The sequence below is a fragment of the Micromonospora sp. NPDC000668 genome, assembly GCF_042897975.1.
Classification (GTDB): domain Bacteria; phylum Actinomycetota; class Actinomycetes; order Mycobacteriales; family Micromonosporaceae; genus Micromonospora.
The window spans coordinates 272,381-298,326 of record NZ_JBIAYP010000007.1 but is presented as its reverse complement, the minus strand read 5'-3'; the positions used below and the strand labels follow the sequence as shown (position 1 = coordinate 298,326).

Here is a 25,946-nt window from a genome sequence, read left to right as displayed (position 1 = left end):
CCGATCGCCTGAGCGGTCAACAGGAAATCCGACATCAGGGCCGATGTGTCGACTATCCGTCCTTGTCCCGCTGGCGGGACCGGCCGTAGCGTTGCCCGTACAGACCCGGTTCGGAGGCACCGTGCTCGATCCAGCCGCTCCCCAGCTCGTCGTGAACAGTCGCACGCTCTATTTCAGCTGGCTGCCGGCGGATCCGGACGCGGTCGCCGCCCTGGTCCCGCCCGGGCTGCGCCCCCGCCCGGACCGGCAGGTCTTCCTCAACCAGTACGTCGTCGACGACGAGACGCAGACCTCCGGCTTCGGCGCCTACTCGCTGACCTACCTCGGTGTCTCGCTGGTCGGTGTGGACGCCCCCGGCGGGCTCAGCCCGGGCGGCTGGTGGACCCACTACGTGGCCTCCAGCCGGCTGGTCCGGGAGTACGCCGCCGCCCGCGGCGCCCCGACGGTCGCCGGACGGACGCGTATCGAGGTGGGCGGTGAGGACCTGCTCTCCGAGACCGAGGTCGACGGAGCGCCGCTCATCCGGGCCCGATGTCGGGTGGGGGAGACCGGCCACGTGATCAGCAGCGGCCACCACCGCTACTTCACCCGCCGCGACGGGCAACTGCTCAGCTCGGTCTACCCGTTCGTGGCGGAGCCGGTCGCGCCGTTCGAGATCGAGTCGGTGGAGTTCCTGCAGCCCGGGCACCCGATGTACGCGCTCCGCCCCGCCAACCCGCTGACCATCGGCTTCGGCTATTACTCGCCGCGCTCCTCGTTCGCCTACCCGGGCGGGCTGACCGTGCACGGCGCCGCCGTCCTACCCGAGCCGACCAGGCAGGTTCACCAGGTGCCGGCCAACCTGGCCCGCAGCGGCCTGCCGTCCGGGTCGTAGACCAGCCGGTACAGCGGCAACGCCCACAGGCGCGTGTACCAGGGCAGCCGCTCGGGGCGGTGCGGGCGCAGCCGGCCGGGCGGACGGTCGCCCACCTGGCCGTCGTCGTACCACTGTTGCAGCGCGTCGGCGGCGGCCGTGACGGTCGCGACGGCGTCTGCCGGGTCGAGCAGGTCGGCGTCGTCCGCGCCGGCCGGGTCGCGGTCCAGGTGCTCGCGCCAGAGCCGCAGCCGCAACTCCCGGGCGAAGGCCCGTGCCCCGTCGCCCTGCCCGGCGGGATCGGTGGGCTCCCGCGGGTCACGGGTGTCGTCGAGCACCGCACAGGACAACTCGCTGTCGTGCGTCCAGGAACGGCGGTTGAAGTTGTCGCTGCCCACACTGGCCCAGACATCGTCGACCACGCAGACCTTCGCGTGCACGTAGACCGGGTCACCGGCGTGGTTCTCCACGTCGAACACGTGCACCCGCTCCGGCGCGGCCCGCTCGCACAGCGACAGCGCCTGCTCGCGGCCGACCATGTTCGGTGGCAGCGCGAGCCTGCCGTCCACATCCGGGTGCCGGGGCACCACGGCGATCAGGTGCAGCTCCGGATTGTCGCGCAGGGCGTGTGCGAACAGGTCCGCCACCTCGGTCGACCAGAGGTACTGGTCCTCCAGGTAGATGAGGCGGCGCGCGCGGTGTACCGCCTTGGTGTAGCCCCGGGCAACGGTCCGCTCGCCGTCCGGTGCGAAGGAGTAGCGCGGCCGGACGGCGGGGTAGGTGCGCAGCACCTGGATCTGGTGCGGCCCGCAGGGCGGCGGCTCGGCCGGCTGCTCGGGCAGCGGGTCGGGGCGCAGGTCGGCGCCGCGTAGCCGGTCCCGCAGGTAGGCCATCGGGTTCTCCGAGTCCAGCGGCATCGGGTCGGTCCAGCGCTCCCGGAACACCGTGTCCAGTGCGTCGACCACCGGGCCACGCACCGCGAGCTGCACGTCGTGCCAGGGCGGGTTCGGGCCGTACCGGGGAGACATCTGCACCGGCTGCGGGTCGCCGCGGTGCGCGGCGTCATCACGGCGGCTGTGGCACAGGTCGATCCCGCCAGCGAACGCGATGTCCCGCTCCGGGGCGCCCGGGTGCCGCAGCACCACCAGCTTCTGGTGGTGCGAGCCGCCGCGCCGGACCCGCTGGTCGAGCAGCACCTCGCCGCCGGCCGCGGAGATCGTCTCGCTGAGGTCGCGGTTCTCCGCCTCGCTGTAGGACAGCGCGTCGAGGTGTGAGCGCCAGATCAGCCCCTTCACCACCACCCCGCGCTGGGCGGCCTGGGCGAAGAGTTGGGCCACGGTCGGGCCGTCCGGGCGCAGCCGCTGGTCCGGGTCACCCCGCCAGTCGGTGAAGAACAGGTGGTCGCCCTCGGTGAGTGATTCCACCTCGTCGACCAGCCGGTCGAAGTACGCCGCACCGTGAATCAACGGCTCGGCGAGGTTTCCGGTGGTCCAAACGGGTAAATCAGAGACCGGGTTGGCGCGTTCCTGCGCGGTGAGGAACCAGTCCTGCAATGGCAACGTCCAGCCCTCCCCGAGGTCGACAACGTCCTCACGGTAGGACCCCGGCCGTGCAACCGCACGCCAGGTCGACGGACCAGTCGACCTGACCGCCGCCATGTTCGACGCGCGACAACCGAGGAGGCCACACCATGCCCCGCGAGACGACGAACCCCGTGACCGAGTACCGCGAGCCGGCGGTGGAGAGCGAACGGGGGGCGCTGGTAGCGGTGTTGGTGATGGTGATTCTGGGGGTCGCTGGGATATTTGCGGTCTCCTGAGGTGGCGCCGGGCCCCGGGTTGAAGCGGGGGCGCCGGCGCCGATCTCAGAGGTCGACCGTGGTCAGGGCCGAGCGCCCTGACCACCGGTGTGCGGCAGCCGCTCGGTGGGAATCACGCCGAGCCGGCCGGCCTGGAAGTCCTCGAACGCCTGGATCAGCTCGTCCCGGGTGTTCATCACGAACGGGCCGTACTGTGCCACCGGCTCCCGGATCGGCTGACCACCCATGATGTAGAGGTCCAGCGCCGGGGTGTTGCTGTCCTGCGTGGTGTCCGCGCTGAAGCGCAGCGCGTCGCCCGGACCGTGCACCGCGAGCTGGCCGGTACGCACCGGCCGTCGGTCGGTGCCGACGGTGCCGCGCCCGCCGAGGACGTACACCAGGGCGTTGAACTCCGGCTGCCAGGGCAGGTCGACCTGCGCCCCCGGCTGCACGGTCACGTGGGTGATGGTGATCGGGGTGAAGGTGGAACCCGGGCCGCGGTGCCCGGCCACCTCACCGGCGATGACCCGGATCAGCGCGCCGCCGTCCGGCGTGGTGAGCAGCGCCGACTCCCGCCCCCGGATGTCCTGGTAGCGGGGCGGGTTCATCTTGGCGGAGCGGGGCAGGTTGACCCAGAGCTGGGTGCCGTGGAAGAGCCCACCGCTCATCACCAGGTGCTCCGGCGGGGCCTCGATGTGCAGCAGGCCGCTGCCGGCCGTCATCCACTGGGTGTCCCCGTCGGTGATGGTGCCGCCGCCACCCTGCGAGTCCTGGTGGTCGAAGACGCCGTCGATGATGTACGTGACGGTCTCGAAGCCGCGGTGCGGGTGCCACGGGGTGCCCTTGGGCTCGCCCGGCGCGTAGTCCACCTCACCCATCTGGTCGAGGTGGATGAACGGGTCGAGGTCGCTGGTCGGCACCCCGGCGAAGGCCCGGCGGACCGGGAAGCCCTCACCCTCGAAGCCGCTGGGCGCGGTGGTCACCTTGCGGACCGGGCGGATCTTGGTGGACTCGTCGAGCTGGGGCAGGCGCGGCAGGACGAGAACGTTGTCAACGGTGATCGCGGGCATCGAAGGCTCCTAGTTCGTGGCGTGGGTGGTCGAGGTCGCCCGGGCCGCCCGTAGGCGGGCGCCGAGCCGGTCGAAGACCCGGGTGAGGCAGGCGACCTCGGCGTCGTCGAGGTCGTCCATCAGGTGGGTACGCACCGACGCCAGATGGTGGGGTGCGGCTTCCCGCAGGGCGAGCAGCCCGGCGGCGGTGAGCACCGCCTCGCTGCCCCGTCGGTCGTCCGGGCAGGACTCCTTGCTGACCAGGCCGCGGCGTTGCATCGAGGAGATCTGGTACGTCAGTCGGCTGGGCGAGAAGACCAGTCGGCCAGCCAGCTCGCCCATCCGCAGCCGCTGCCCCGGCACCTCGGAGAGCAGGACCAGCACGTGGTAGTCGGCGAAGCTGAGGTCGCTGTCGGCGCGCAGGTCCTCTTCCAGCTGGGTGTAGAGGCGCTGGCTGGCCTCGATGTAGGCGCGCCAGGCGGCCGATCGGGCACTGTCCAGGTTCTCGGTCACGTCCATGACGATAGCACTCTTTAAAAATTTAACTAGTGCCTTGAATAGTCGTGTGGGTCACGTCCTGGCGGTCTATCGGAGCGGTTCGTGCAGCTTTGAAGGAAGCCGGCGGGAATCCCGCGGCGGAGCCGCGCCGCGATGTGCCAGACTCCGGCGTCGTGGAACACGTGGAACTCACCGCCGCCGACCTGTTGCTACGTCCCTGGCGGGAGACGGACGCCCCGGCGGTACGCGACGCCCTACGCGACCCGGCCATCGCCCAGTGGAACCCGCACGGTGGCGGACCGATCGACGACGAGAGCGCCCTGCTCTGGGTGCGCCGCCGGGCCGACTGGTCCGCCGGCGACCACGCCTCGATGGCGGTGACCGCCGCGGCCGGTGGCGTGCTGCTGGGCTCGGTGTCGCTGCACCACATCCACCACGGCGACGCGTCCATCGGGTACTGGACGGTGCCGGCGGCGCGCGGGCGCGGGGTGGCGGTACGCGCCGTCGTCCGGCTCACCGACTGGGCGTTCACCGAGGTCGGACTGCACCGGGTGGAGCTGTGCCACGCGGTGGCCAACGCGGCCTCCTGCCGGGTCGCCGACCGGGCCGGCTATCCCGCCGAGGGGACCCTGCGCGAGTCGTACCGGTACGGCGATGGCCGCCGCCACGACGAGCACCTGCACGCCCGGCTGGCCACCGACCGCTGAGCGACTCGCGGGCCGGCCGTCACTCGACCACCTTGCGCAGGAAGGCGGCGAGGGTGGTCGTCGTTCGCTCGATCTTCTCGTCCAGGGTGATGGTCTCGTGCAGGCGTCGCCCGCCGGCCTTCTTCCCGCGCAGGTAGAGCGAGCAGGCCAGGTCGGAGCAGATGTAGACGCCCACGGAGTTGCCCTGGCGCCCGTCCCGCCCGGCCTTGCGGGCCGTCATCAGCGAGACGCCGTCGCCGGTGTGGGTGGTCAGGCACAGCGAGCACATGCTGCGCCGGACACGGGTGGTCTGCGCGGCCACCCGCAACGCCACCCCGACCAGCCCGCTGTCGGACTCGGCGACCAGGTAGGCCCGCTGGGCCGCGGCGGGATCCCGCCACCCGAGGAAGTCAAGATCGTGCCAGGGGCGCAGAGCGAGATCGTTCGGTACGGCCAGCCGCTTCGTCTCGCCCTGGGTGCAGTTGACGAAAGACGAGCGGATGGCGGGCTCGGTTATCGCTAGCATAGGTAGTAGCCTAGCCATCCTAGGCAAACGATTAAGGCGACTAGGTTTGGGGTGTGCTGCATGGCACGTGCGGGGGTGACCGCCGAACGCCTGACCCTGGCCGCGGCGGAGTTGGCCGACGAGGCGGGCATGGAGAACGTGACCGTCGCGGCGCTCGCCCGCCACTTCGGCGTCAAGGACGCGAGCCTGTACTTCCACATCAGGAACGGACAGGACCTGCGGGTCAGGGTGGCGCTGCTGGCGCTCGCGGAGCTCGCCGACCGGGTCGGCGCCGCGCTGGCCGGTCGCGCGGGCAAGGACGCGCTGGTGGCCTTCGCCAACGCCTACCGGGGCTACGCGAAGCAGCACCCGGGTCGGTACGCCGCGATGCAGATCGACCTCGACCCGGAGACGGCGGCCGCGAGCGCCGGCGTCCGGCACGCGGAGATGACGCGGGCGATCCTGCGCGGCTACCGGCTGCCCGAGCCCGACCAGACCGACGCGGTACGGATGATGCACAGCACGTTCCACGGCTTCGTGAGCCTGGAGAGGACCGGCGGTTTCCGCCACACGCCGCGTACGACGGACGACTCGTGGTCCCGCACCCTGGACGCCCTCGACGCCGTCCTCAGCAACTGGCCGCCCGCCCAGAGCGCCGATCCGGAGACCGCTCGGTGACGGACGGCAACCGCCTAGGCTCGACGTGTGGATGATCTGGAGCTGGCCGACTGGCGGGAGCGGGTAGCCCGGCTGTACCTGTCCGACGTCGACCTGACCGGCTTCCGCGCCGGCCGCGACAACCTCTTCGCCACCCACCCGCAGAGCCCGATCCCACCTGCGGAGCGGCCCGGCTTCACCGGGGTGCGCTACTTCCCGGCCAACCCCGAAGCCGTGGTGGAGGCGCCGCTGCGGCCGGCCAGCGGCGAGCTGCGGGTGGACACCGGCGGCCCGGACGGGGTCGTCGCGTACCGACGGGTGGCGGTGGCCGAGACGCCCTGGGGGCCGCTGACCCTGTGGTGGATCGAGGCGTACGGGGGAGGGCTGTTCGTGCCGCTGCGCGACGGCACCTGCGGGCAGGAGACCTACGGCGGTGGCCGGTACCTCACCGACACGGTGAAGGGCACCTTCGGCCGGGGCGTCGAGCTGCTGCCCGGCGACCGGGTGCGGCTCGACGCCAACTACCTCTACAACCCGAGCTGCGCGTACGACGAGCGCTGGGCCTGCCCGCTCGCCCCGCCGGAGAACCGGGTCGACGTGCCCCTGCGGGCCGGCGAGCTGGCGTACCACGGCTGACGGCCGCCCCGGCGTGCTGCCGGGACGGCCGGTCGACCGGTGGCTCAGCCGGCTTTCGTGGCCGAGCTTGGCATGTTCAGCCGGCCCAGCAACTGCCGTGCCTGGTCGGCGAGCTGCGCGTCGACGGTCACCGCGTACTGGCCGGCGCGTAGCGAGCTGGCCGAGGTGAAGTCCCGCTGCCCGCCGGTCATCGCGTGCGCGACCGCGCCGAACACGGCACCCCAGATCGCGCCGATGACCAGCCCGACGAGAATCACCGCCAGCCAGTTTCCGACGGTGAAGATGCCGAACAACAGGCCGATGAAGAGCCCGAACCAGGCGCCGGTGCCGGCCCCGAGCAGGGCGGCGCGTCCGGTGGTCATCCGGCCGAGCACCGTCTCCACCAGAGTGAGGTTGGTGCCGACGATGGCAGTGTTCTCCACCGGGAAGCGGTTGTCGGCGAGATAGTCGACCACGCGCTGGGCGGACGGATAGTCCGGGTATGAGCCGATAGTCACCGTGGGCGGGCCGGTCTCCGGCCCGTGCCCGTCACCGGCCGGCGCCGACAGACGGCCTGCCGGCCCGGACGGGAGCAGGTCGCCCCGGTTGGCGGACCGCCAGGCGGCGGCCGGCCCTGAAGCTGACGTCATGAGCATCCTCCCTCGTCAACCCTCCGGGTTCCCGCCTGCGCAGCCCGATAACGCCAGCTACCGCCGTTGATGCCGTCGCACCTGGCAGGAATGCGCCCGGACGCCCCGGGTAGGTAGCCAGGTGCAGAGCGGACAGATCAGCGACCACGGCTTCCTCGCCGACGGCCGCAGCGCGGCGCTGGTGGACCGCTCCGGATCGGTGAACTGGTGGTGCCCGGGCCGGTTCGACGCGCCGTCGGTGTTCGGACGGCTGCTCGACGACGGCGCCGGGCACTGGTCGATCCGACCGGAGGGCGACTACACCGTCGACCGCTGCTACCTCGACGACACCCTGGTGCTGCGGACCGTCTTCCGTACCGGGCAGGGGGAGGTGGCGCTGACCGACGCGCTCGCCTTCGAGCCCGGCGCCCGGGGCCACGACATCGGGCTGCGCTCGCCGCAGGTGCTGGTCCGCAGCGTGCAGAGCCTCTCCGGCGAGGTCCCGATGCGGATGCACTACCGGCCCCGCTTCGAGTACGGGCGGACCACCGCGTTCCTCATCGAGCGGGACGGCACGCTGGAGGCCACCGCCGGGGCCGCCCGGCTCACCCTGCGCGGCACCATGCGGCTCGACTGTGGCGAGGGCGAGGCCACGACGACGTTCACCGCCCGTGCCGGCTCGGTGCACAACTTCACCCTCGGGTACGCCCCGACCTACGACGCCCCGCCGCCGGAGGTGCCGGACGCCGATCGGACGATCGCCGACACCGTCGCCGGGTGGCGGTCCTGGACCCGGGAGCACCCCTACCAGGGGTGTTACCCCGAGCAGGTGCGGCGCAGCGCGCTGGTAGTGCAGGGCATGACGTACCGGCCGAGCGGTGCGGTGGTGGCCGCGGCGACCACCTCGCTGCCGGAGAAGCTGGGCGGAACCCGGAACTACGACTACCGCTACGTCTGGGTGCGCGACTTCAGCCTCACCCTGCGGGCGCTGTGGCGGTCAGCCTGCTTCGACGAGGTGCAGCGGCAGTTCTCCTGGGTGAGTCGGGCGATGGGCCGGATCGGCGAGGAGCCGGTGCCGATCATGTACGGGGTGCAGGGGGAGCGGGACCTCACCGAGCACCGCCTGGACCAGCTCGCCGGTTACCGCCACAGCCCGCCAGTGCTGATCGGCAACGACGCGTGGCGGCAGCGGCAGACCGACATCTTCGGCGAGGCGCTGGACGCCGCCTGGCTGATGCGCGACAAGTTGGAACCGATGGAACCGGAGGTGCAGCACGTGCTGCGGGTGCTCGCCGACCAGGCCGTACTGGACTGGCGGCGGCCGGACGCGGGCATGTGGGAGGAGCGCGGGATCGAACACCACCACGTCTCCTCGAAGGTGCAGTGCTGGGTCGCGCTGGACCGGGCGGTCCGCTTCGGCGAACGGCTCGGCGGGTCGCAGGACGTGGCACGCTGGGCGGCCGCCCGCGACGAGGTGCGCGCGACGGTGCTGGAACGGGGGTGGAACGACCGGCTCGGGGCGTACACCGGAAGTTTCGATTCCGACGACCTGGACGCCTCGGTGCTGGTGATGCCGCTGGTGGGGTTCCTGCCGGCGGACGACTCGCGGATGCGTTCGACGGTCCGCGCGGTGGAGCGGCGGCTGTCCCACGACGGCCTGCTGCGGCGCTGGGACGGCGACCCGGCGGGCTTCGTCATCTGCTCGTTCTGGCTGGTGGGTTGTCTGGCGCTGGGCGGCGAGCGGGACCGCGCGCACGAGCTGTTCGGCACGTTGGCCGGTCGGGTCAACGACCTCGGCCTGTTCGCCGAGCAGATCGACCCGCTGACCGGGGAGCAGTTGGGCAACTTCCCCCAGGCGTTCTCGCACATCGGCCTGATCAACGCCGCGGGTCAGCTCACCGACGTCGAGCAGGACCCGGCGCTACGCCATCGCGGCATGGCTCCGCCGCACTTCACCCCGATGAAGCACTGAGACCGGAGATCAAGGCCCTCGGGCGAACGGCCGAGGCCCGGGGGAGAATGCTCGGATGCGGCTGGTGCTCACGGCGGACACCCACCTACCGAAGCGCGCCCGGGACCTGCCCGGGCCGCTCTGGGCGGCGATCGAGGCGGCGGACGTGGTGGTGCACGCCGGTGACTGGGTGGACGAGTCGCTGCTCGACGAGATGCTCGCGCGCTCGCGCCGGCTGATCGGCGTGTACGGCAACAACGACGGCCCGGCGTTGCGCGCCCGGCTGCCGGAAGTGGCGCGGGCGGACCTCGATGGCCTGCGGATGGCCGTGGTGCACGAGACCGGCCCGCGGACCGGTCGCGAGCAGCGGTGCGCGGCCCGTTTCCCCGACGTCGATCTGCTCGTCTTCGGTCACTCGCACATCCCCTGGGACACCGAGGCCCCCGGTGGTCTCCGCCTGCTCAACCCCGGCTCACCCACCGACCGCCGCTCCCAGCCCCATGCCACCTTTCAAACCGCGGAAATCCACGCCACCGGCCTGACCAAGGTCACCCTGCACAGCCTCCCCCGCCGCTGACCCGCGACCCCTCCACCGCCGGTTCATGCCCGCCGGCTGCCCCACCGGCACCTACGATCACCGGATGAGCGTGGACCGGTCGGGCGTGGTGGTGGTCGGCGCGGGCATCGCCGGAGTGGCCTGCGCGGTGGAGTTGGCCGCAGCCGGAGTGCCCGTGCAGGTCCGGGAGCGGGGGCACGTCTGCGGCGGCCGGATGGCCAGCAAACGCTTCGAGGGCCGTCCCGCCGATATCGGCGCCGCCTACTTCACCGCCGACGACCCGGACTTCGCCGCCGTGGTCGAGCGGTGGCGCGCTGCCGGCCTGGTCCGCGAATGGACCGACACCTTCCAGGCGTACGACCGGAACGGGCGCCACGACGTGCCCGGACCGATGCGCTTCGCCGCGCCGCGCGGGCTGCGGTCGCTGGTCGAACACCTGGCCGGCGCGGTGCCGGTGACCGTCGACCGGTTGGTGCTCACCGTGGAGCCCGGGCCTGTCGTGGACGGCCACCCGTGCGCGGCGGTCGCCCTGGCCATGCCGGGCCCGCAGGCCGCCCTGCTGCTCGACCCGGACCTGGCCGACGCCACCCGGGCCGTCCAGGCGCAGCGGTGGTCGCCGTCGCTGGCCGCGGTGCTGCGCTTCCCGAGCCGACGCTGGCCGGACTTCCGTGGCGCGTTCGTCAACGACCACCCGGTGCTCAAGCTGGTCTGCGACGACGGCGACCGGCGGGGCGACGGGGGGCCGGTGCTGGTCGCGCACACCGTGCCGGAGTTCGCCGCCGGACACCTGGCCCAGCCGATCGGGGCCGGTCCGGCGATCGAGCAGGCGGTCCGGGACCTGTTGGGACTACCCGAGGCGGCCGCCGACGTGCACGTGCACCGCTGGACGTACGCGCAGCCGACCGCCGGTGCCGACGGCAACACGCACCACCTGGACGCCGACGGAATCGGCCTGGCCGGCGACGCGTTCGGCAAGCCCCGGGTGCAGAGTGCCTGGCGCTCCGGCCGGGACCTCGGTCGCGCCCTGGCAGTTCGCCTCGCCTGACCGCAGGTCCCGGCCGGCGGGGCTGGCGTTCAGGCGTGCCCGGCGGCGACGGGCTGGGTGGATGTGTCCCGTTCGGTCGGGTCGGAGGTCCGCTCGCCCTCGCGGTCCAGCAACTGCATGACCGGGGTCGCCGCGATGCCGTGCACCACCACGGACACGAGCACCACCAGCCCGACGGTGGCCCAGAGCAGCTCCGCCTGCGGGAAGTCGGCCTTCGTGGTGGCGTACGCGAGGTAGTAGAACGACCCCACCCCGCGGATGCCGAACAACGAGATCACCCAGTGCTCGGCCGGTCGGCCCGGTGCGCCCCGCAGCGACAACCAGCCGACCAGTGGCCGTACCAGGAACACCAGCGCCAGCCCGACGGCCGCCGCCGGCCAGGTCAGCGGGCCGAGCAGGCCGCCCACGATCGCGCCACCGAGCAGCAGCAGGAGCACCAGGGTGAGCAGCCGCTCGATCTGCTCGGCGAAGTCGTGCAGCACGGAGTGGAACTCGTGGGTCCGCTCGGCGGCCCGGATCGCGCGGGCGGCCACGAAGACCGCCAGGAAGCCGTACCCGCCGACCACCTCCACCAGCCCGTACGCCAGGAACGTGGCGGCCAGCGCCAGGAAGCCCTCGGCGTGCCGGGCCAGCCGGAGCTGGCTGGGCGCCCGGAAGAACAGCTTGCCGAGCAGCCAGCCGATGAGCAGCCCGCCACCGACCCCGACGCCCACCTTCCAGAGCACGTCGACGGTCAACCAGTCGACCAGCCAGTCGCTCGGGGCGAGGCTGGTCGAGGCGATCGCGATGGCCGCGTAGACGAAGGGGAACGCCAACCCGTCGTTGAGGCCGGCCTCGGAGGTCAACGCGAAGCGGACCTCGTCCTCGGAATCCTCCACGTCGGTCGGTTCGCCGACCTGCACGTCGGCGGCGAGCACCGGATCGGTCGGTGCCAGGGCGGCGCCCAGCAGCAGCGCGGCGGCCGGCACCAGCCCCGCCCACCACCAGCCCAGCAGCGCCACCGCCGCGATGCACAACGGCATCGCGATGACCAGCAACCGCCAGGTGGACGACCACCGAGCCCAGCTCAACGGCCGGTCGATCTTGAGCCCGGCGCCCATCAGGGCGACGATCACCCCGATCTCGGTCAGGTGGGTGGTCAGCACCGGATGGGCCAGCGGATCCGGGGTCGGCAGCCCCACCGGCAGGACGAAGACCAGCATGCCGAGGGCGAGGAACGCGATCGGCATGGACAGCGGGCGTTGCTCCAGCACCCGGGGCAGGATGCCTGCGAGCAGGGCGCCCACGCCCACCAGCGCGAAAGCAACGTCTACCGGCTCCACCGTGCCACCCTCCGACCGCGCCCACGAGTTGCGGGCAGGTGGTGACACACCATGCCCCGGAGGCCGTACGTGTAAGCCTTCTCAGCGACCGGAACCGGTGTGAGCCTCAGCGCGGCCGGATGACGGGCGAATCGTCCAGTGTGGCCAGCAGCGCGGCCGGATCGTCGTACACCGCCACCGCGCCGGCACCGGCCAGCTCACCCCGGCTGGTCCCGCCGCAGGTGAGCCCGACGCACGGGATGTCCAGCTTGCCGGCCGCCGCGACGTCCCAGACCGAGTCGCCGACGAAGACCACCCGCTCGGCGGCCAGCCCGGACTGGTCCAGCGCGGCGACCAGGATGTCCGGGGCCGGCTTGCTCTGCTGGGCGTCCGCCGACGAGGTGACCGTGTCGATCACGTCGTCGGCGGCCAACGCCCGGCGCAGCGCGCCGACCTCGTGTTCCGAGGCGGAGGTGGCGAGCACCACCCGCAGCCCCCGCTCGGCGCATGCGCGCAGCAGGTCCGCCGACCCGGGCAGCGGCGTGAGCCGCTCCCAGTACTCGGCGTACAGGGTGTCGTGCGCGTCGCGCAGCTTCCCGTCGGCGTCGCGGTCCCGCTCCGGGCCGAGCAGGTGGTCCAGGAGCTTGTCCGAACCCATCCCGATCGAGCGGTGCACCGTCGCCATCGGCACCGGCTGGTCGGTCTGGCGGAGCGCCTCCCACCAGCTCACGGTGTGCAGGAAGGTGGTATCGACCAGGGTGCCGTCGACGTCGAAGAGGACCCCGGCGGGTCGGTCGGTGCGCATGGGCGTCCTCCTACCCGCTCAGTGCCCGGCTGATCCAGCCAGGCCCCGGGAACGCCCAGCCGGTTTCAGCGGCCCTCGGCCGGCGGGACGAGGATCTCGAACCAGACCGTGGAGCCGCGGACCGTCGGGTCGGTGCCCCAGGCGTCGCTGAGCTCCTCGATCAGGCCGAGCCCGCGCCCGCGACTGCTCAACGTGTCGGTCCGGGTCCGGGTCACGGTGCCCCGGGTGCCGGAATCGGCGACCGAGACCAGCAGCCGCTCAGGACTGAGGTCGACCGCCACCCGGGCGGCGGTGCCGGCGTGCAGCAGCGCGTTGGTGGTCAACTCGCTGGTGCACAGCACCGCCGCGCCGATCACCGACTCGGGCACCTGCCACTCGGCGAGCTGGCCGGTCATCCAGTGCCGGACCCGGCTGGGCGCGGTCGGTTCCGCCGGCACCTCGATGCTCGCCGACCGGCTCGGTTTGAGCGCGTGCTCGACCGCCAACACCGCCACGTCGTCCTCGGTTCCGCCCGACACCGCGGCGGTGGCCACCGCGCAGAGCGCGCGAGGGTCGCCGCTGCCGGCCTTGGCGATCGCATCAACGAGGGCGTCCAGGCCGGCGGTGAGGCTCTGCCGACGGCGCTCCACCACCCCGTCACTGAACAGCAGCAGGGTGTCGCCGGGGCGGAACGCGACGGTGGTGGTGGCCGGCTGGCCACCCAGCCCCAGAGGGGGACCGGTCGGCACGTCCACGTACTCGGCGTGGGAGCGGCCGTCCGGGTCGCAGCGGCGGATCAGCGGCGCGGGGTGGCCGGCGCTGGCCAGGGTCAGTTCCTGCCGCTCCGCGTCGACCACCCCGAACACCACGGTGACGAACAGTTCGTGCGTGCCGGCCTCCGCGCCCAGGCTGGTCACCAGCCGGTCCAGCCCGGTCAGCACCGCGTCCGGGGCCGGGTCGGCCAGGGCCAGCGCGCGCAGCGCCGCACGAACCTGACCCATCCGCGCCGCGGCCTGGACGTCGTGCCCGGCCACGTCGCCCAGCACGACGCCGAGCCCACCGGTGGGCAGCAGGAAAGCGTCGTAGAAGTCCCCGCCGGCCGCGTTGCCGTCCACCCCCGGGTCGTAGCGGGCCGCGATCCGCAGCCGGGGAAGGGCCGGCAGGTGTTCCGGCAGCATGCTGCGTTGCAGCAGCTGTGCGGTGCCGTGCTGAGTCTCGAACCGGCGGGCCCGTTCGGCCGCCTGGCCGATCAGCTCGGCCGAGGCGGCCAGCAATGCCCGCTCGGCGGCCGACCAGGTGTGCGGCACCCCGTAGCCGACCGCCAGCCCGCCGCGGACCACCGAGGTGCCCAGTGGCAGCGCGGCCATCGCGCGGATCTTCTGATCGTGGCGGTCGACCGCGGTCTCCAGCAGCGGGTGCCCGTCGTGGGTGAACGACGACGCGCCGGAGCGGGCCGCCTGCACCACCGGAGCCGACCAGTCCACCGGGGTACGTCGCCAGAGCGGCGGCAGCCGCTCGTCGGCCTCGTCCATCAGCTCGCCGCGTACCCGGCGCACCATCCGCCAACCGCCGCCGCCCTCGTCGACGGCGAACGCGACCGAGTCGGCGTCGAACGTGGTGATCGCGTACCGCAGCGCCACCCGGGCCACGTCATCGAGGGTGAGGGTGCCGGCGAGCGCGGCGGCGACCTCGCTGAGGCTCTGCAACTGCTCGGTGACGTGGGTGGTCTCGGCGGCGACCGTCAGCATCCCGACGATCTGCCCGGTGCTGTCGTGCACCGGTGAGTAGCTCCGGGTGAAGACCGCCTGCTCGGTCACGCCGGAGCGGCCCCGGCCCATGGGGAGCGTGGCCTCCTTCTCCAGGAACGGCACGCCCTGCCGGTAGGCGCGCTCGATCACCTCACCGACACCGGGCAGCGCCCAGATCTCGGCGTGCACCTCGGCGGACGGGCGGCCGAGGGCGGTCGGGTGCTTGCTGCCCAGCAGCTCGGCGTAGCCGTCGTTGTAGAGCAGGACAAGGTCGTCGCCGTACGCCAGCGCCATCGGCATCGGCGAGGCGAGGACCAGCTCGACCACGGCCCGGATCGCCGGGTCCCACCGCTCGGGCGGGCCGAGCGAGGTGCCAGCCCAGTCGTGGGCGAGTACGGCGCCAGCAGCGCTGTGCCCGGTGGACGCCCCCGGGACCGGAGTTGCTGGCGTGGGGACTCGCCCGACCGTTCCTGGCATGTCCGCAGCCTAGCCGGCCGTCCGGCGACCGCATCCGATCATGCCCGTGGGCCGTGGCGTGCCCCGTCGCGGTGTCTGTTCGGGCAGTTCAGGGTCGCTGTCCGGCGACTTGTCGGAAAAAACGCGGCGAGTTGCGCGGACTGCCGCACCGGTGGCCGGGTATGCGCCCGGCGGAGTCCATGCGACAGGAGGGACATCATGCTGAAAACCCTCGCGGTCGGGCAGGCCGACATCGGTGACGCCATCGCCGACACCTGGAGGTCGGTGCTGCTCTTCATCCCGAAGGCCGTCGCCTTCATCGTGATCCTCGTGGTCGGCTGGCTCATCGCCAGAGCGGTCCTGAAAATCGTGGACGCGGCCCTGGAACGGGTGAACTTCGACCGGGCGGTCGAACGCGGCGGCATCAAACGAGCGCTGGAAAGGACCAAGTACGACGCCAGTGACATTCTGGCCAGACTGGCGTACTACGCGGTACTGCTGTTCACGCTGCAGTTCGCGTTCGGGGTCTGGGGACCCAACGCGATCAGTGACCTGATCGCCGGCGTGGTGGCCTGGCTGCCGCGCGCTTTCGTGGCGATCATCGTCGTGGTGGTGGCGGCCGCGATCGCGAGCGCCGTCCGCGATCTGGTCACCGGGGCGCTGGGCGGGCTCTCGTACGGCAAGGTCCTGGCCGATCTGACGGCGATCTTCATCATCGCGCTCGGCGTGATCGCCGCGCTGAACCAGGTGGGTATCGCCACCACGGTGACCACGCCGGTGCTGATCGCGGTGCTCGCCACGGTGGCCGGCATCCTGATCGTCGGTGTCGGTGGTGGCCTGGTGAAGCCCATGCAGAGGCGCTGGGACGGCTGGCTGGACCGCGCTGCCGAGGAGGCCCGGGCGGTGCAGCAGCAGCGTCAGGCCACGACGGCCGGGCGCGGCGACGTGGAGCGGCAGATGGCCGACCGTGGGGGCGACCGCACCCAGGCCATGCCGCGGGTCGACGAGCAGTCGACGATGGCCGGTGGGCGCGGCACGTACCAGTCCGGTGCGGCCGACGAGACCCAGCAGTACCGCCCGTAGCGGGACGGCACGGCCGGTGGGGAGGGTGTCCGCGTGTCGCGCGGGCGCCCTCTCCGCGTGTCAGGCCCGGTCGAGCGAGCGGGCCAGCTCGCAGACCGCGAGCAGCCGGGTGAGCAGCCACTCCGGCTCACTCCAGTCCACCGGGCCGCTCGGCAGCGTCCACCCGTGCTCCAGTGCGGCCGTGCGGACCCCCTCGGCGTAGCCGGCGAGGGCCGCGGCGGTCAGCGGGCGGCGGTCCCCGTCGAGGCTGTCCCGCACGGCGGCCGCGTGCTGGTCGACGAGGGCCAGCAGCCCGGGCCGCGCGGCGGCGGCGGCGAGCCCGACGGTGCCCACGGAGACGGTGAGGGCGGCCAGGCTGGACCGCGCCGAGTCGACGGCGGAACGGGCGGCGACCCGGGTGAACGGCACACGCATGGTGACCGAGGCTAACCGACCGGTCACCGGGTCGACCTCGGCCGCTCGGCGGGTGTCGGGTACGCCACTGGCCGATTCGGGCTGGCCGTGGGGGTTGATCCGGCACAGACGGGGCAGCAGGAGAACCACCCGCACACGACGGCACAGGGCACGGAGGTACGGATGGGACAGCAGGCGGACCGGCCGGACGAGCAGCACCGCCGGCCGGCCGGGGTGAGCGACGAGACCGTCGCCGCGCTCGGCAAGCTCAGCGAGGCGCTGGAGTGCGTGGAGCGGGCCCGTGGGCACCTCTACTCACTGCACCAGCTGATCGGGCACGCCGACCTGATGCTCGACGACGCGGTGGAGCTGTTCCGCGCCGCCGGGCACCCACAGATCGCCGACCGGATCGACACCGAGCTGCTGGGCCGCAACGTCATCGCCGGTCGGTGGACGTTCCAGATCGTCGAGGACTTCGACGACGGCTACCACGCGCTGTTCCAGGAGTTGGACCAGCGGGCCCGTGACGAGCTGGTGGGCGGGCGGCGGCACCTCTACGAGGCGGAGATGAAGGAGCGCCGCCGTAGCCCGGGCCGGCCGGGGCATGAGGCCCGACCGGGCACCGAGGGCTAGGGCTAGTCGCCGGTCGCGTCGGCCGGGCGCCGCCGCGCGGCGTCGTCGGCGATGATCACGGTGGCCACCATGAGCGCGACGCAGAGGCTGAACAGCCACGACTCGTCGGCGACGAGCCAGGCGGACACGGGCGCCTGGAGCGCGGCGAGCATGAAGCCGAGCCAGGCGAGCCGGCGCTGACGCGGGGAGAGGATTCCGGAGCCCTGATGCATCCCGAAATTCTTACGCGCATCGGCTGGATTGCCGTCCTCCGATCGGCCGATTCTGGATGAGCTGTCCGTTTTCTCGACCGTCCGGACATCACTTCTTCTCGCGACGAGCGGTCGTCCGGAGGTGGCGCTAGGGTGCGGCTGCGGCAGGATGGGGTCCCGTGTCCACCGCGCCCGCGCCACCCCGCGCCTCGTTGCTCCTGCTGGCCTACCTCGCCTTCGTCAGTCTCGGCCTGCCCGACGGGCTGCTCGGCGTCGGCTGGCCCTCGATCCGGTCCGACTTCGGCGTACCGACCGAGGCGGTCGGGCTGTTGCTCACCGCGGGCACCGTCGGCTACCTCACCTCCAGCGTGCTGGCCGGGTTCACGCTGGCCCGCGTCGGCGTGGGCGCGTTGCTCGCCGGCAGCACCCTGCTGGCCAGCCTGGCGCTGACCGGGTACTCCCTGAGCCCCGGGCTGGCCGTGCTGGCGGGCTGCGCGCTGGTGCTCGGGCTGGGCTCTGGCGCGATCGATTCCGGGCTCAACGCGTACGCCGCCGGGGCCTTCGGCCCGCGACACATGAACTGGATGCACGCCTTCTTCGGCCTGGGCGTGGCGATCGGTCCGCTGATCATGACTGCGGCGTTGAGCGCGGGGCTGTCCTGGCGGTGGGGGTACGGCACCGTGGCCGCCGCCCAGATCGCCCTCGCCACCGCGTTCGCGCTCACCGTGCGGGCCTGGCGGCGCGGCATCCCGGGCCCCGCCGAGTCGGTCGGGACATCACCCGCTTCGTCCGCCCCGCCGGCGGTCCGGGTCCCGATCCTGGCGACTCTGCGGCTGCCGGCGGTCTGGTCGGGGGCGCTGGCCTTCGCGCTGTACGTGGCCATCGAGGTGGCCGCCGGGCTGTGGGCGTTCCTGCTGCTGACCGACGGGCGCGGGCTGAGCGCCGTGGTGGCCGGCGGCTGCGTCTCCGCGTACTGGGGCAGCCTCTTCGTCGGTCGGGTGGTGCAGGGCGTGGTGGCCGAGCGGCTGGGGGCCACGTTGGTGCTGCGCGCCAGCCTGGCCGGGATGGCCGTCGGCGCGGCGCTGATCGCCGTACCCGGGCCGGCCGCGCTGGCCGTGCTCGGTCTGGTCGTGGTCGGATTCGCCGCCGCGCCGGTGTTCCCGCTGCTCACCCTGACCACCGGCGACCGGGTCGGCGCGGCGCACGCGGACCGGGCCATCGGGCTCCAGATCGGCGCCGCCGGTGTCGGTGCCGCGCTGGTGCCGGCCGGGCTTGGCATGCTGATCGGCAACACGTCTGTGCAGGTGCTCGGTTCGGCCCTGTTGGTGCTCGCGCTGGCGCTGATCGCGCTGTACGAGCTGGGCGCCCACCGGTCCGCCGGCCGGCGCGGCCCGGAACAGCCCGGACCCGATGGGCCCGCGCCCGTCGAGCCCGGGCCGGATCAGCCCGGGACGCCCGTTCGGTCCGGGACCGGTCAGGTCGGCGGGGACGGTCAGACGTCCGGTCCGGTACGGCCGGTGGTCGACGGGCGGTAGGCGCGCTCCGGGTCGGTGGGCTCCCGGCCGGCGCCCTCGGCCTGCCCGCCGCGGTCCGCCGCCGCCGGTCCATGCCCGAACGCGGCCTCCTCGCCGGCGTCGTTGCCGGTCACGTCGTCGGCCTGCCCGTCGAGGCTGGAGCCCGACACGGCGCGTTCCAACTCCTCCAGCGGAAGTCGTTCCTCGTCCCGCCACACCCTGTTGTCGTCGGTCATGCCTACAGCGGTACCCGGGCGCGATGATCGCAAACGGTCACCGCCCGGCCGGGGCCGGCCCGAGACACGGCGATGGCCGCCGGGGACTCCGGCGGCCATCGCGGATCGGTGCTCAGGATCAGGGCTGCGGCCGGTCCACCGTGCCGCGCCAGGCGCCGGTCTCCTGACCGCGCCGCTCGATGAAGGTCTTGAACCGCTCCAGGTCACCCTTGGCACGCCGGTCCACGATGCCGAGCTTGTCACCGGCCTGCTCGATCACCCCGTGCGGCTCGAACTCGAGCTGGAGGGTGATCCGGGTCTTGTCCTGGTCCAGCCGGTGGAAGGTCACCACGCCCGCCTGCTCGGTGCCGCCGGTGGAGCGCCAGGCGACCCGCTCGTCGGGGAGCTGCTCGGTGATCTCGGCGTCGAACTCGCGCTTCACCCCGGCGATGTCCACCGTCCAGTGGGTCATCGTCTCGGAGAGCTGCCGGACCTCCCGGACGCCCTCCATGAACTCGGGGAATTCCTCGAACTGCGTCCACTGGTCGTACGCGGTGCGCACGGGCACGGAAACATCGACATGTTCGGTCACGCCACTCATCAGGAAACCTCCTTCAGTCGCCGGTTGTCGTCCGGATCGGGGGACGATCCGGTCACCAGCGGGTTGTCTCGTTCTTGTTGCCGAGCGCGGCCCACACCTCGGAGATCGTCTGGTACCGGGTGCCCTCGGGCAGCCGTTCCAGCGCCGCCACGATGTCGTCCGGCGCATCGTTGTCCCGCGCGTTGGCGACCAGCGCCGCGCGGTCGCCGGGCAGGGCGCTCATCGTGATGAACCGTCCGAGCCGACTGCGCTGCTCGACGTCCTGCGAGCTCATGCCGTTGGGCGCGCCGGTGCGCAGATCACCGGCCGGGGCGGTGGTCGTCTCCGGCTGGTCCTCGCCGGCCGGCTCCGGCACCCGCGACTCGTCGACGCGAGAGCCACCGGTCCCCGGCCCCTGTACGAGGCCGCTGACCTCCTGGCTCATCTGATCGTCGATCCTCGGTCCGTGCTTGCTGTTGCCACGCTCCATGCCTTCTGCGCTACCCGGCACCCCGCCAGGTAAACCGGCACCGGGTCACGAACCGGCCCTCGGACCGGCCCAGGAACGGACACCCGGCCCCGAACCGGTGGTCAGGAGTCCGCCGGCTGGCGGGGAGGGAGCACCGGCTCCTCCGGGTCGGGGTCGCCGGCCTGCAACTGCCGGCCACGCTGCACCTCGGCGTTGATCTGCACCCCCAGCATCAGCGCCGAGTTGGACAGGTAGAGCCAGACCAGGAACGCGATGATCGCCCCGAGGCTGCCGTAGGTGGCGTCGTACGAGCCGAAGTTGGCCACGTACAGGCCGAAGCCGAAGGAGGCCACCGCCCAGGCGACCAGAGCCACCGCGCCACCCGGCGTGAGCCAGCGGAACCGGGGCTGCTGAACGTTCGGCGCGATCCAGAACAGCAGTGACAGCAACACCATCATGATCAGGGCGAGCACCGGCCACTTGGCCACGCTCCACACCGTGCGGGCCAGCCCGCCCGCGTTGATCAGGTCGCCGACCGCGTCGGTCACCGGACCGCTGACGATCAGCCCGAGGGCGACGACAGCCAGCAGCACCAGCGAGACGGCGGCCAGGCCGATCTGCAACGGGCGCAGCTGCCACACCGGCCGCCCCTCCTGCACCCCGTAGACGGCGTTGGAGGCCCGGGTGAACGCGCCGATGAAGCCCGACGCCGACCAGAGCGCGCCGAGCAGACCGAAGCTGAGCAGCGCCTTCGCCGAGCTCTCCTGGACCACCACCGCCCGGATGACCTCGACCATGCTGTCGTCGGCCACCACCGACCCGGCGCCCATCTGGGTGGCCAACTCGACCACCGTGTCCACGGTCTGCTCGCCGTTGGAGACCAGGCCGACCAGCGCGACCACCATGATGGTGGACGGAAAGAGCGCCAGCACCCCGTAGTAGGTCAGCGCGGCGGCCCAGTCCGAGCAGTTGTCGGTGACGAAGTTGCGGACGCTGCGGACCAGCACCCCACGCCAGGTCCGCCAGTTGAGCTGCCGCATCCGTCGGGGCAGCGGCGTGCCCTGTGCGCCGCCGAGTGCCGTACCGGGCTCCATGGTCGTCATGCCCGCTCCCTGTGCCCCAGCCGTCGGATGACCGGTCATCCGGTCGGGCCTGGCCCGGCCGGTACCCACACCGGGAAATCGACAAACGCGGCGCCCGCCGCGCAGGGTTTGCCGCCCGGTCACCGGGGAACGGTCACAGTGACCCTGTCGACACGGAGGAGGACGAGATGCCCGGGCGCGAGGACTTGCCCAGCACGCTGCGACGCTCCCCGGATAAGGCGCAGCGCACCTGGGAGAAGACGCACGACTCGGCGGTGGAGACCTACGGCGAGGGGGAGCGGTCGCACCGCACCGCCTTCGCCGCGGTGAAGCACGAGTTCGAGAAGGTCGGCGACCACTGGGAGCCAAAGGGCCGCAAGGGCCCGAGCGACCGCCAGGCCGCCGGCGGCGGGCCGGAACGGCGGGCACCCACCGCGGGTGGGGTGGACGCCAACGCCAGCAAGGACCACCTGATGTCGGTGGCCCGCAAGCTGGACGTACCCGGCCGGTCCAGCATGACGAAGCCGGAGCTGGTCACGGCGATCGAGAAGGCCAACGACCGGGCCACCCGCAAGGCGCGCGGCGACTGACCGCCGCGACGCCGGCGGCAGGCCCGCGACGGCGGCACAGCGAGGCGGTACGGGCGGACGCGGCATCCCCGCGCCCGCCCGTACCGCTCACCAGTGCCCGCCGCCGGGGGCCTCGATGTGCACCGCCTTCGTGGCGGTGAACTCGTCCAGCAGCTCCGGGCCGTACCCGAAGCCCTGTCCGCTGGCCCGGCGCGGGTGCGCGGCGCCGCCCGGTGCGCCGCCGAACACTGAATTGATCTTCACGGTGCCCACCGGTAGCTCACGCCAGGCCCGCTGCGCGTGGCTCATCGACGCGGTCAACACCGTGGCGGCCAGCCCGTACGGGGAATCCGCCGCGCAGCGCAGCGCCTCGTCGAACGAGTCGACCACCACCACCGGGGCGACCGGCCCGAACGTCTCCTCCCGCACCAGCGGCATGTCGTGCCGGCAGTCGGTGACCACGGTGGCCGGGTAGAACGACCCCGGCCCGTCCGGCAGCTCCCCGCCGGCACACACGCGCGCGCCGGCCGCCACCGCCGCCGTCACCTGCCCGTGCACGTGGTCGCGGTGCCGCCGGTCGACCAGCGGGCCCAGCTCGGTGCCCGGGTCCCGGCCCGGCCCGACCCGCAGCGCGTCGGCCCGCCGCACCAGCGCCGCCACGAAGTCGTCGGCCACCTCCCGATGCACGTAGATCCGCTCGACGGCGACGCAGATCTGCCCCGCGTTGGCGAACGCGCCCAGCGCGGCCTGCCCGGCCGCCCAGTCGGCGTCGACACCCGCGTCGACGACCAGCGGATCACTGCCGCCGTTCTCCAGCAGCACCTTCGCGCCGGTGCGGGCCGTGGCGGCGGCGATCGCCCGCCCGGTCGCGGTGGAGCCGACGTGCGCGACCACGTCCACCTCCTGGCCGGCCAGCTCCGCACCGACCTCCGGCCCGCCGGTGAGCAACGACAGCACCCCGGCCGGCAGCGCCTGGTCCAGCGCGCGGGCCAGCAGCCAGCCCGTCGCCGGGGTGCGTTCGCTGGGCTTGAAGAGCACCACGTTGCCGGTGACCAGGGCCGCGCCGAGCAGCCCGCAGGAGACCGCCACCGGGTCGTTCCAGGGGGTGATCGCGGCTACCACCCCGCGCGGCTGCGGGGTCATGAAGTCCAGCGCGTCCGATTCGCCGTGCAACGTCCGCCCGCCCCGCAGTGGGGCCAGCTCCGCGTACTGTCGCAGGGTGCTGACGCCCGCCTCGACGCCGCCACGGGCATCCGCCAGCGGCTTGCCCATCTCCGCGGTGACCGCCGCCGCCAGCTCCTCGGTGACCGCTGCCACCGCGTCGGCGGCCCGGTGCAGCGCCGCCGCCCGTGCGGCCGGCCCGGTCGCCGCCCACTCCGCGGCCGCGTCGCGCGCCGCCCCCACCGCTTTGCCGACCTCGTCGGCCGTGGCCACCGGCGCCTTGCTGACCGGCGAACCATCCGCCGGATCATGGACGACCAGTTCGCCGCCCGCACCACCCGCGCCCCACACCCCGCCCACCAGCTGCGTAACCGTGTACATGCGGCGCTGGATGCCCCGGCCTCGACGGGACAAACGCGTTTCGCCCGGTTGCACGTCGGGTAGGCGGATCGGATGACCACCACCGGCGCGGAGAGCGCGGACGCCGTCGTCGTCGGGGCCGGCCACAACGGCCTGGTCGCGGCCAACCTGCTGGCGGACGCCGGGTGGGACGTGGTGGTGCTCGAGGCGACCGCGGTGCCCGGCGGGGCGGTCCGCTCCGCCGAGGTGACCGCGCCCGGCTACCTCAGCGACCTCTACAGCTCGTTCTACCCCCTCGGGTACGCCTCGCCGGTGCTGCGCGGGCTCGACCTGGACCGGTACGGGCTGTCCTGGCGGCACTCGCCGGACGTCCTTGCGCACCTGCTGCCGGACGGCCGGGCCGCGGTGATCAACCGGGACGCGGACGTCACCGCCGCCTCCCTGGAGCAGTTCGCCCCCGGCGACGGCAAGCGCTGGCTCAACGCGTACACCGACTGGCTTCAGGTGGCCGAGCCGATGCTGGAGACCATCACCACGCCGTTCCCGCCCGTGCGGGGTGGGCTCGGCCTGCTGCGCCAGCTGCGGATCGCCGGCGCGCTGCGGCTGGCCCGGCGGCTGGTGGTGCCGGTCCGCAAGCTCGGCGACGAACTCTTCGACGGCGCCGGCGGGCCGGCGCTGTTGGCCGGCTGCGCCCTGCACACCGACCTGTCCCCGGAGGACGCCGGCTCCGGGGTGTACGGGTGGCTGCTGGCCATGCTCGGCCAGCAGGTCGGCTGGCCGGTGCCCGACGGCGGCGCACAGCAGATCACCAACACGCTGGTGGCCCGGCTACAGGAGCGCGGCGGGCGGATCCTCTACGGTGCCCGGGTCGACCGGGTGCTCACCGCCCGGGGCAGGGCGATGGGAGTGCGTACCGCGGGTGGCGCGCTGTGGCGGGCCCGTCGGGCCGTACTCGCCGACGTGCCGGCGCCAGCGCTCTACCTTGACCTGGTCGGCGCGGCGGTGCTGCCGTCGCGGCTGGTGGAGGACCTGGCGCACTTCCGGTGGGACGGCTCGACGCTGAAGGTGGACTGGGCGCTCTCCGCGCCGGTGCCGTGGACGAACCGGCAGCTCGTTGGCGCCGGCACCGTGCACCTCGGCGCCGACCTCAACGGGCTGACCCGCTACGCCGGTGAACTGGCCCGCGGTGAGCTGCCGCGCGACCCGTTCCTGCTGCTCGGGCAGATGTCAGTGGCCGACCCGAGCCACTCCCCACCGGGCACCGAGTCGCTCTGGTCGTACACCCACCTGCCGTTCCGCCGGGACTGGCGGGCCGAGGACGTCGCCGGGCACGTCCAGCGGATGGAGGACGTGCTGGAGGCGGCGGCCCCGGGTTTCCGGCAGCTCATCGTCGGCCGGCACGTGGCCGGGCCGGCCGACCTGGAGAAGGGCAACCCGAGCCTGGTCGGTGGCACGCTCGGCGGTGGCACCGCCGCCGCGTACCAGCAGCTGTTCCTGCGCCCGATCCCCGGCCTGGGCCGGGCGGACACCCCGGTGGACCGGCTCTTCCTGGCCAGCGCGTCGGCGCATCCCGGTGGCGGGGTGCACGGCGCGCCCGGCGCGAACGCGGCCCGCGCGGCGTTGGCCCGGGACCGCGCGCTCACCGGCCGCGCCTACGCCGCCGCCATCGGTGCCGCGCACCGCGCCGTCTACCCGGAGTGAGCGCCCGCCCGACCCGGCATCCCGCCTCCGTCAGACGCGCAGGCGGGATGCGCGGGTCAGCGGGTCAGCGGGTCAGCGGGTGATGTTGCGGTGCTTGCTGCGCAGGCGGAACGGCATCAGCGCGCTCTCCACCTTGGTCGCGGTGGTCATCTTGGACTCACCGTCGCGCCGCTCCTCGAAACGGATCGGCACCTCCAGGATGGTGTGCCCCAGCTTGGTGGCCAGGTAGTGCATCTCCACCTGGAAGCTGTAGCCGTTGGACTGCACCCGCTCCAGGCCGATGTCCCGCAGCGCGTCGGCCTGCCAGATCTTGAAGCCGGCGGTCAGGTCCCGGATCCGCACCCGCAGCAGGGTGTGCACGTAGAGGTTCGCCCAGCCGCTGAGGGCCCGGCGGTACAGCGGCCAGTTCTCGTCCAGCTCGCCACCGGGCACGTAGCGGGAGCCGATCACCACGCCGGCCTGGGTGGAGAGCAGCGCGCCCAACATCCCCGGCAGCGCCTCCGGCGGGTGGGACAGGTCGGCGTCCATCTGCGCCACGTACTCGGCGCCGCTCTCCAGCGCCCGCCCCATCCCGTCGACGTACGCCCGGCCCAGGCCCTCCTTGCCGGCCCGGTGCACCACCTCGATCCGATCCGGGTGCTCGATGGCCAACTTGTCGGCCACCTCACCGGTGCCGTCGGGGGAGTTGTCGTCGGCGACGAGGATGCGTAGCCCCGGCAGCGGCAGCGCGAGCAGCCGCTCGACCAACGCCGGGAGGTTGCCCGCCTCGTTGTAGGTGGGCACCACGACGGTCAGGCGCGCGTCCCGCCACGGTGACGGGAGCTGCACGGGCTCGATCATGTCGGACATCCTCGGTTTGCGGAC

At 73.0% G+C, this 25,946-nt stretch carries 29 protein-coding genes; 13 read left to right on the top strand and 16 right to left on the bottom strand.

Going from position 1 to position 25,946, the window contains the following annotated elements:
- The first annotated feature begins 121 nt into the window (after positions 1-121).
- Positions 122-874, top strand: a complete 753-nt coding sequence (locus ACFY29_RS31570; protein WP_328425808.1) for a hypothetical protein — start codon at positions 122-124, stop codon at positions 872-874.
- Here the strand turns inward: ACFY29_RS31570 and ACFY29_RS31565 are convergent.
- Entirely contained in the window at positions 823-2,412 is a 1,590-nt protein-coding gene (locus ACFY29_RS31565) for a phospholipase D family protein (protein ID WP_386991931.1), read from the bottom strand. The two genes, ACFY29_RS31570 and ACFY29_RS31565, sit on opposite strands and share 52 nt — an antisense overlap.
- A 131-nt stretch (positions 2,413-2,543) precedes the next feature.
- Between ACFY29_RS31565 and ACFY29_RS31560 the strand changes: the two genes are divergently transcribed.
- On the top strand, positions 2,544-2,672 hold the full coding sequence (locus tag ACFY29_RS31560; RefSeq protein ID WP_255421212.1) for a hypothetical protein: 129 nt from the start codon (positions 2,544-2,546) through the stop codon (positions 2,670-2,672).
- A 62-nt stretch (positions 2,673-2,734) separates the two neighbouring features.
- On the opposite strand, the gene ACFY29_RS31555 is transcribed toward ACFY29_RS31560, so the two are convergent.
- Together ACFY29_RS31555 and ACFY29_RS31550 are read right to left on the bottom strand one after the other, a co-directional pair.
- Positions 2,735-3,721, bottom strand: a complete 987-nt coding sequence (locus ACFY29_RS31555; protein ID WP_328425815.1) for a pirin family protein — start codon at positions 3,719-3,721, stop codon at positions 2,735-2,737.
- Positions 3,722-3,730: 9 nt separating this feature from the next.
- Positions 3,731-4,213 carry a MarR family transcriptional regulator gene (locus ACFY29_RS31550; RefSeq protein ID WP_328425817.1) on the bottom strand — a complete coding sequence of 161 codons (483 nt, stop codon included), beginning with the start codon at positions 4,211-4,213 and terminating at the stop codon, positions 3,731-3,733.
- Between the two features lie 158 nt (positions 4,214-4,371).
- Between ACFY29_RS31550 and ACFY29_RS31545 the strand changes: the two genes are divergently transcribed.
- Positions 4,372-4,905 carry a GNAT family N-acetyltransferase gene (locus ACFY29_RS31545; RefSeq protein WP_386991928.1) on the top strand — a complete coding sequence of 178 codons (534 nt, stop codon included), beginning with the start codon at positions 4,372-4,374 and terminating at the stop codon, positions 4,903-4,905.
- Between the two features lie 19 nt (positions 4,906-4,924).
- Here the strand turns inward: ACFY29_RS31545 and ACFY29_RS31540 are convergent, their stop codons facing one another.
- Positions 4,925-5,410 (bottom strand): FBP domain-containing protein, encoded by a 486-nt coding sequence (locus tag ACFY29_RS31540; RefSeq protein ID WP_328425821.1) that lies wholly within the window; start codon positions 5,408-5,410, stop codon positions 4,925-4,927.
- A gap of 60 nt (positions 5,411-5,470) precedes the next feature.
- Here ACFY29_RS31540 and ACFY29_RS31535 point away from each other — a divergent pair, with 60 nt between their 5' ends.
- Both ACFY29_RS31535 and ACFY29_RS31530 read left to right on the top strand, forming a co-directional pair.
- On the top strand, positions 5,471-6,067 hold the full coding sequence (locus ACFY29_RS31535; RefSeq protein ID WP_386991925.1) for a TetR/AcrR family transcriptional regulator: 597 nt from the start codon (positions 5,471-5,473) through the stop codon (positions 6,065-6,067).
- Positions 6,068-6,094: 27 nt separating this feature from the next.
- A complete protein-coding gene (locus ACFY29_RS31530; RefSeq protein ID WP_328425825.1) occupies positions 6,095-6,682 on the top strand; it encodes a DUF1684 domain-containing protein in 588 nt (195 codons plus the stop codon).
- Between the two features lie 44 nt (positions 6,683-6,726).
- Here ACFY29_RS31530 and ACFY29_RS31525 read toward each other — a convergent pair whose 3' ends face one another.
- Positions 6,727-7,311 (bottom strand): general stress protein, encoded by a 585-nt coding sequence (locus tag ACFY29_RS31525; protein ID WP_386991923.1) that lies wholly within the window; start codon positions 7,309-7,311, stop codon positions 6,727-6,729.
- 121 nt (positions 7,312-7,432) lie between these two features.
- Between ACFY29_RS31525 and ACFY29_RS31520 the strand changes: the two genes are divergently transcribed.
- The 3 genes from ACFY29_RS31520 (at position 7,433) to ACFY29_RS31510 (ending at position 10,842) form a co-directional block, all read left to right on the top strand.
- On the top strand, positions 7,433-9,262 hold the full coding sequence (locus tag ACFY29_RS31520) for a glycoside hydrolase family 15 protein (RefSeq protein WP_386991921.1): 1,830 nt from the start codon (positions 7,433-7,435) through the stop codon (positions 9,260-9,262).
- Positions 9,263-9,317: 55 nt separating this feature from the next.
- A complete protein-coding gene (locus tag ACFY29_RS31515) occupies positions 9,318-9,818 on the top strand; it encodes a metallophosphoesterase family protein (RefSeq protein WP_386991919.1) in 501 nt (166 codons plus the stop codon).
- Between the two features lie 64 nt (positions 9,819-9,882).
- Positions 9,883-10,842 carry an NAD(P)/FAD-dependent oxidoreductase gene (locus tag ACFY29_RS31510; protein ID WP_386991917.1) on the top strand — a complete coding sequence of 320 codons (960 nt, stop codon included), beginning with the start codon at positions 9,883-9,885 and terminating at the stop codon, positions 10,840-10,842.
- A 29-nt stretch (positions 10,843-10,871) separates the two neighbouring features.
- Here the strand turns inward: ACFY29_RS31510 and ACFY29_RS31505 are convergent, their stop codons facing one another.
- The 3 genes from ACFY29_RS31505 to ACFY29_RS31495 all read right to left on the bottom strand — a co-directional run bounded on the left by ACFY29_RS31505 (position 10,872) and on the right by ACFY29_RS31495 (position 15,152).
- A complete protein-coding gene (locus ACFY29_RS31505) occupies positions 10,872-12,164 on the bottom strand; it encodes a cation:proton antiporter (protein WP_386991915.1) in 1,293 nt (430 codons plus the stop codon).
- A 106-nt stretch (positions 12,165-12,270) separates the two neighbouring features.
- Positions 12,271-12,948 (bottom strand): HAD family hydrolase, encoded by a 678-nt coding sequence (locus ACFY29_RS31500; RefSeq protein WP_386991913.1) that lies wholly within the window; start codon positions 12,946-12,948, stop codon positions 12,271-12,273.
- A gap of 65 nt (positions 12,949-13,013) precedes the next feature.
- The gene (locus ACFY29_RS31495) at positions 13,014-15,152 is read right to left on the bottom strand and encodes a SpoIIE family protein phosphatase (protein WP_386991911.1); all 2,139 of its coding nucleotides are present in this window, start codon (positions 15,150-15,152) and stop codon (positions 13,014-13,016) included.
- Between the two features lie 198 nt (positions 15,153-15,350).
- Between ACFY29_RS31495 and ACFY29_RS31490 the strand changes: the two genes are divergently transcribed.
- On the top strand, positions 15,351-16,214 hold the full coding sequence (locus ACFY29_RS31490) for a hypothetical protein (protein ID WP_355609968.1): 864 nt from the start codon (positions 15,351-15,353) through the stop codon (positions 16,212-16,214).
- Between the two features lie 60 nt (positions 16,215-16,274).
- Here the strand turns inward: ACFY29_RS31490 and ACFY29_RS31485 are convergent, their stop codons facing one another.
- Positions 16,275-16,628 (bottom strand): DUF6401 family natural product biosynthesis protein, encoded by a 354-nt coding sequence (locus tag ACFY29_RS31485; RefSeq protein ID WP_386991909.1) that lies wholly within the window; start codon positions 16,626-16,628, stop codon positions 16,275-16,277.
- Positions 16,629-16,790: 162 nt separating this feature from the next.
- Here ACFY29_RS31485 and ACFY29_RS31480 point away from each other — a divergent pair, with 162 nt between their 5' ends.
- Positions 16,791-17,240, top strand: coding sequence for a hypothetical protein (locus tag ACFY29_RS31480; RefSeq protein ID WP_355609972.1), 450 nt, complete (start codon positions 16,791-16,793; stop codon positions 17,238-17,240).
- A gap of 2 nt (positions 17,241-17,242) precedes the next feature.
- Here ACFY29_RS31480 and ACFY29_RS31475 read toward each other — a convergent pair whose 3' ends face one another.
- The gene (locus ACFY29_RS31475; RefSeq protein WP_328425841.1) at positions 17,243-17,452 is read right to left on the bottom strand and encodes a hypothetical protein; all 210 of its coding nucleotides are present in this window, start codon (positions 17,450-17,452) and stop codon (positions 17,243-17,245) included.
- Positions 17,453-17,610: 158 nt separating this feature from the next.
- Here ACFY29_RS31475 and ACFY29_RS31470 point away from each other — a divergent pair, with 158 nt between their 5' ends.
- Positions 17,611-18,966: an MFS transporter gene (locus ACFY29_RS31470; protein WP_386991906.1), complete on the top strand. Its 1,356-nt coding sequence runs from the start codon at positions 17,611-17,613 to the stop codon at positions 18,964-18,966.
- Here ACFY29_RS31470 and ACFY29_RS31465 read toward each other — a convergent pair.
- The 4 genes from ACFY29_RS31465 to ACFY29_RS31450 all read right to left on the bottom strand — a co-directional run bounded on the left by ACFY29_RS31465 (position 18,924) and on the right by ACFY29_RS31450 (position 21,312).
- The gene (locus ACFY29_RS31465) at positions 18,924-19,181 is read right to left on the bottom strand and encodes a hypothetical protein (protein ID WP_328425845.1); all 258 of its coding nucleotides are present in this window, start codon (positions 19,179-19,181) and stop codon (positions 18,924-18,926) included. The genes ACFY29_RS31470 and ACFY29_RS31465 overlap by 43 nt on opposite strands.
- A gap of 118 nt (positions 19,182-19,299) precedes the next feature.
- Positions 19,300-19,761, bottom strand: coding sequence for an SRPBCC family protein (locus ACFY29_RS31460; protein WP_355609976.1), 462 nt, complete (start codon positions 19,759-19,761; stop codon positions 19,300-19,302).
- Positions 19,762-19,813: 52 nt separating this feature from the next.
- Positions 19,814-20,230: a DUF2795 domain-containing protein gene (locus ACFY29_RS31455; protein WP_328425849.1), complete on the bottom strand. Its 417-nt coding sequence runs from the start codon at positions 20,228-20,230 to the stop codon at positions 19,814-19,816.
- Positions 20,231-20,331: 101 nt separating this feature from the next.
- A complete protein-coding gene (locus ACFY29_RS31450; protein ID WP_386991903.1) occupies positions 20,332-21,312 on the bottom strand; it encodes a YihY/virulence factor BrkB family protein in 981 nt (326 codons plus the stop codon).
- A gap of 167 nt (positions 21,313-21,479) precedes the next feature.
- Here ACFY29_RS31450 and ACFY29_RS31445 point away from each other — a divergent pair, with 167 nt between their 5' ends.
- A complete protein-coding gene (locus ACFY29_RS31445) occupies positions 21,480-21,881 on the top strand; it encodes a ChaB family protein (RefSeq protein ID WP_328425853.1) in 402 nt (133 codons plus the stop codon).
- Between the two features lie 87 nt (positions 21,882-21,968).
- Here the strand turns inward: ACFY29_RS31445 and ACFY29_RS31440 are convergent, their stop codons facing one another.
- A complete protein-coding gene (locus tag ACFY29_RS31440) occupies positions 21,969-23,402 on the bottom strand; it encodes an aldehyde dehydrogenase family protein (RefSeq protein WP_386991901.1) in 1,434 nt (477 codons plus the stop codon).
- Positions 23,403-23,474: 72 nt separating this feature from the next.
- Here ACFY29_RS31440 and ACFY29_RS31435 point away from each other — a divergent pair, with 72 nt between their 5' ends.
- Positions 23,475-25,082: a phytoene desaturase family protein gene (locus tag ACFY29_RS31435; protein WP_386991899.1), complete on the top strand. Its 1,608-nt coding sequence runs from the start codon at positions 23,475-23,477 to the stop codon at positions 25,080-25,082.
- A gap of 72 nt (positions 25,083-25,154) precedes the next feature.
- Here the strand turns inward: ACFY29_RS31435 and ACFY29_RS31430 are convergent, their stop codons facing one another.
- Complete coding sequence (locus tag ACFY29_RS31430) at positions 25,155-25,922, bottom strand: polyprenol monophosphomannose synthase (protein ID WP_328425859.1); 768 nt, start codon at positions 25,920-25,922, stop codon at positions 25,155-25,157.
- Positions 25,923-25,946: the final 24 nt, after the last annotated feature.

Bases quoted from the DNA above. Each gene is read 5' to 3' on its own strand.
- ACFY29_RS31560 (WP_255421212.1), top strand. From the start codon at position 2,544: ATGCCCCGCGAGACGACGAACCCCGTGACCGAGTACCGCGAGCCGGCG.
- ACFY29_RS31555 (WP_328425815.1), bottom strand. From the start codon at position 3,721: ATGCCCGCGATCACCGTTGACAACGTTCTCGTCCTGCCGCGCCTGCCC.
- ACFY29_RS31540 (WP_328425821.1), bottom strand. From the start codon at position 5,410: ATGCTAGCGATAACCGAGCCCGCCATCCGCTCGTCTTTCGTCAACTGC.
- ACFY29_RS31535 (WP_386991925.1), top strand. From the start codon at position 5,471: ATGGCACGTGCGGGGGTGACCGCCGAACGCCTGACCCTGGCCGCGGCG.
- ACFY29_RS31525 (WP_386991923.1), bottom strand. From the start codon at position 7,311: ATGACGTCAGCTTCAGGGCCGGCCGCCGCCTGGCGGTCCGCCAACCGG.
- ACFY29_RS31515 (WP_386991919.1), top strand. From the start codon at position 9,318: ATGCGGCTGGTGCTCACGGCGGACACCCACCTACCGAAGCGCGCCCGG.
- ACFY29_RS31510 (WP_386991917.1), top strand. From the start codon at position 9,883: ATGAGCGTGGACCGGTCGGGCGTGGTGGTGGTCGGCGCGGGCATCGCC.
- ACFY29_RS31500 (WP_386991913.1), bottom strand. From the start codon at position 12,948: ATGCGCACCGACCGACCCGCCGGGGTCCTCTTCGACGTCGACGGCACC.
- ACFY29_RS31495 (WP_386991911.1), bottom strand. From the start codon at position 15,152: ATGCCAGGAACGGTCGGGCGAGTCCCCACGCCAGCAACTCCGGTCCCG.
- ACFY29_RS31490 (WP_355609968.1), top strand. From the start codon at position 15,351: ATGCTGAAAACCCTCGCGGTCGGGCAGGCCGACATCGGTGACGCCATC.
- ACFY29_RS31485 (WP_386991909.1), bottom strand. From the start codon at position 16,628: ATGCGTGTGCCGTTCACCCGGGTCGCCGCCCGTTCCGCCGTCGACTCG.
- ACFY29_RS31480 (WP_355609972.1), top strand. From the start codon at position 16,791: ATGGGACAGCAGGCGGACCGGCCGGACGAGCAGCACCGCCGGCCGGCC.
- ACFY29_RS31475 (WP_328425841.1), bottom strand. From the start codon at position 17,452: ATGCATCAGGGCTCCGGAATCCTCTCCCCGCGTCAGCGCCGGCTCGCC.
- ACFY29_RS31465 (WP_328425845.1), bottom strand. From the start codon at position 19,181: ATGACCGACGACAACAGGGTGTGGCGGGACGAGGAACGACTTCCGCTG.
- ACFY29_RS31460 (WP_355609976.1), bottom strand. From the start codon at position 19,761: ATGAGTGGCGTGACCGAACATGTCGATGTTTCCGTGCCCGTGCGCACC.
- ACFY29_RS31455 (WP_328425849.1), bottom strand. From the start codon at position 20,230: ATGGAGCGTGGCAACAGCAAGCACGGACCGAGGATCGACGATCAGATG.
- ACFY29_RS31450 (WP_386991903.1), bottom strand. From the start codon at position 21,312: ATGACGACCATGGAGCCCGGTACGGCACTCGGCGGCGCACAGGGCACG.
- ACFY29_RS31445 (WP_328425853.1), top strand. From the start codon at position 21,480: ATGCCCGGGCGCGAGGACTTGCCCAGCACGCTGCGACGCTCCCCGGAT.
- ACFY29_RS31440 (WP_386991901.1), bottom strand. From the start codon at position 23,402: ATGTACACGGTTACGCAGCTGGTGGGCGGGGTGTGGGGCGCGGGTGGT.
- ACFY29_RS31435 (WP_386991899.1), top strand. From the start codon at position 23,475: ATGACCACCACCGGCGCGGAGAGCGCGGACGCCGTCGTCGTCGGGGCC.
- ACFY29_RS31430 (WP_328425859.1), bottom strand. From the start codon at position 25,922: ATGATCGAGCCCGTGCAGCTCCCGTCACCGTGGCGGGACGCGCGCCTG.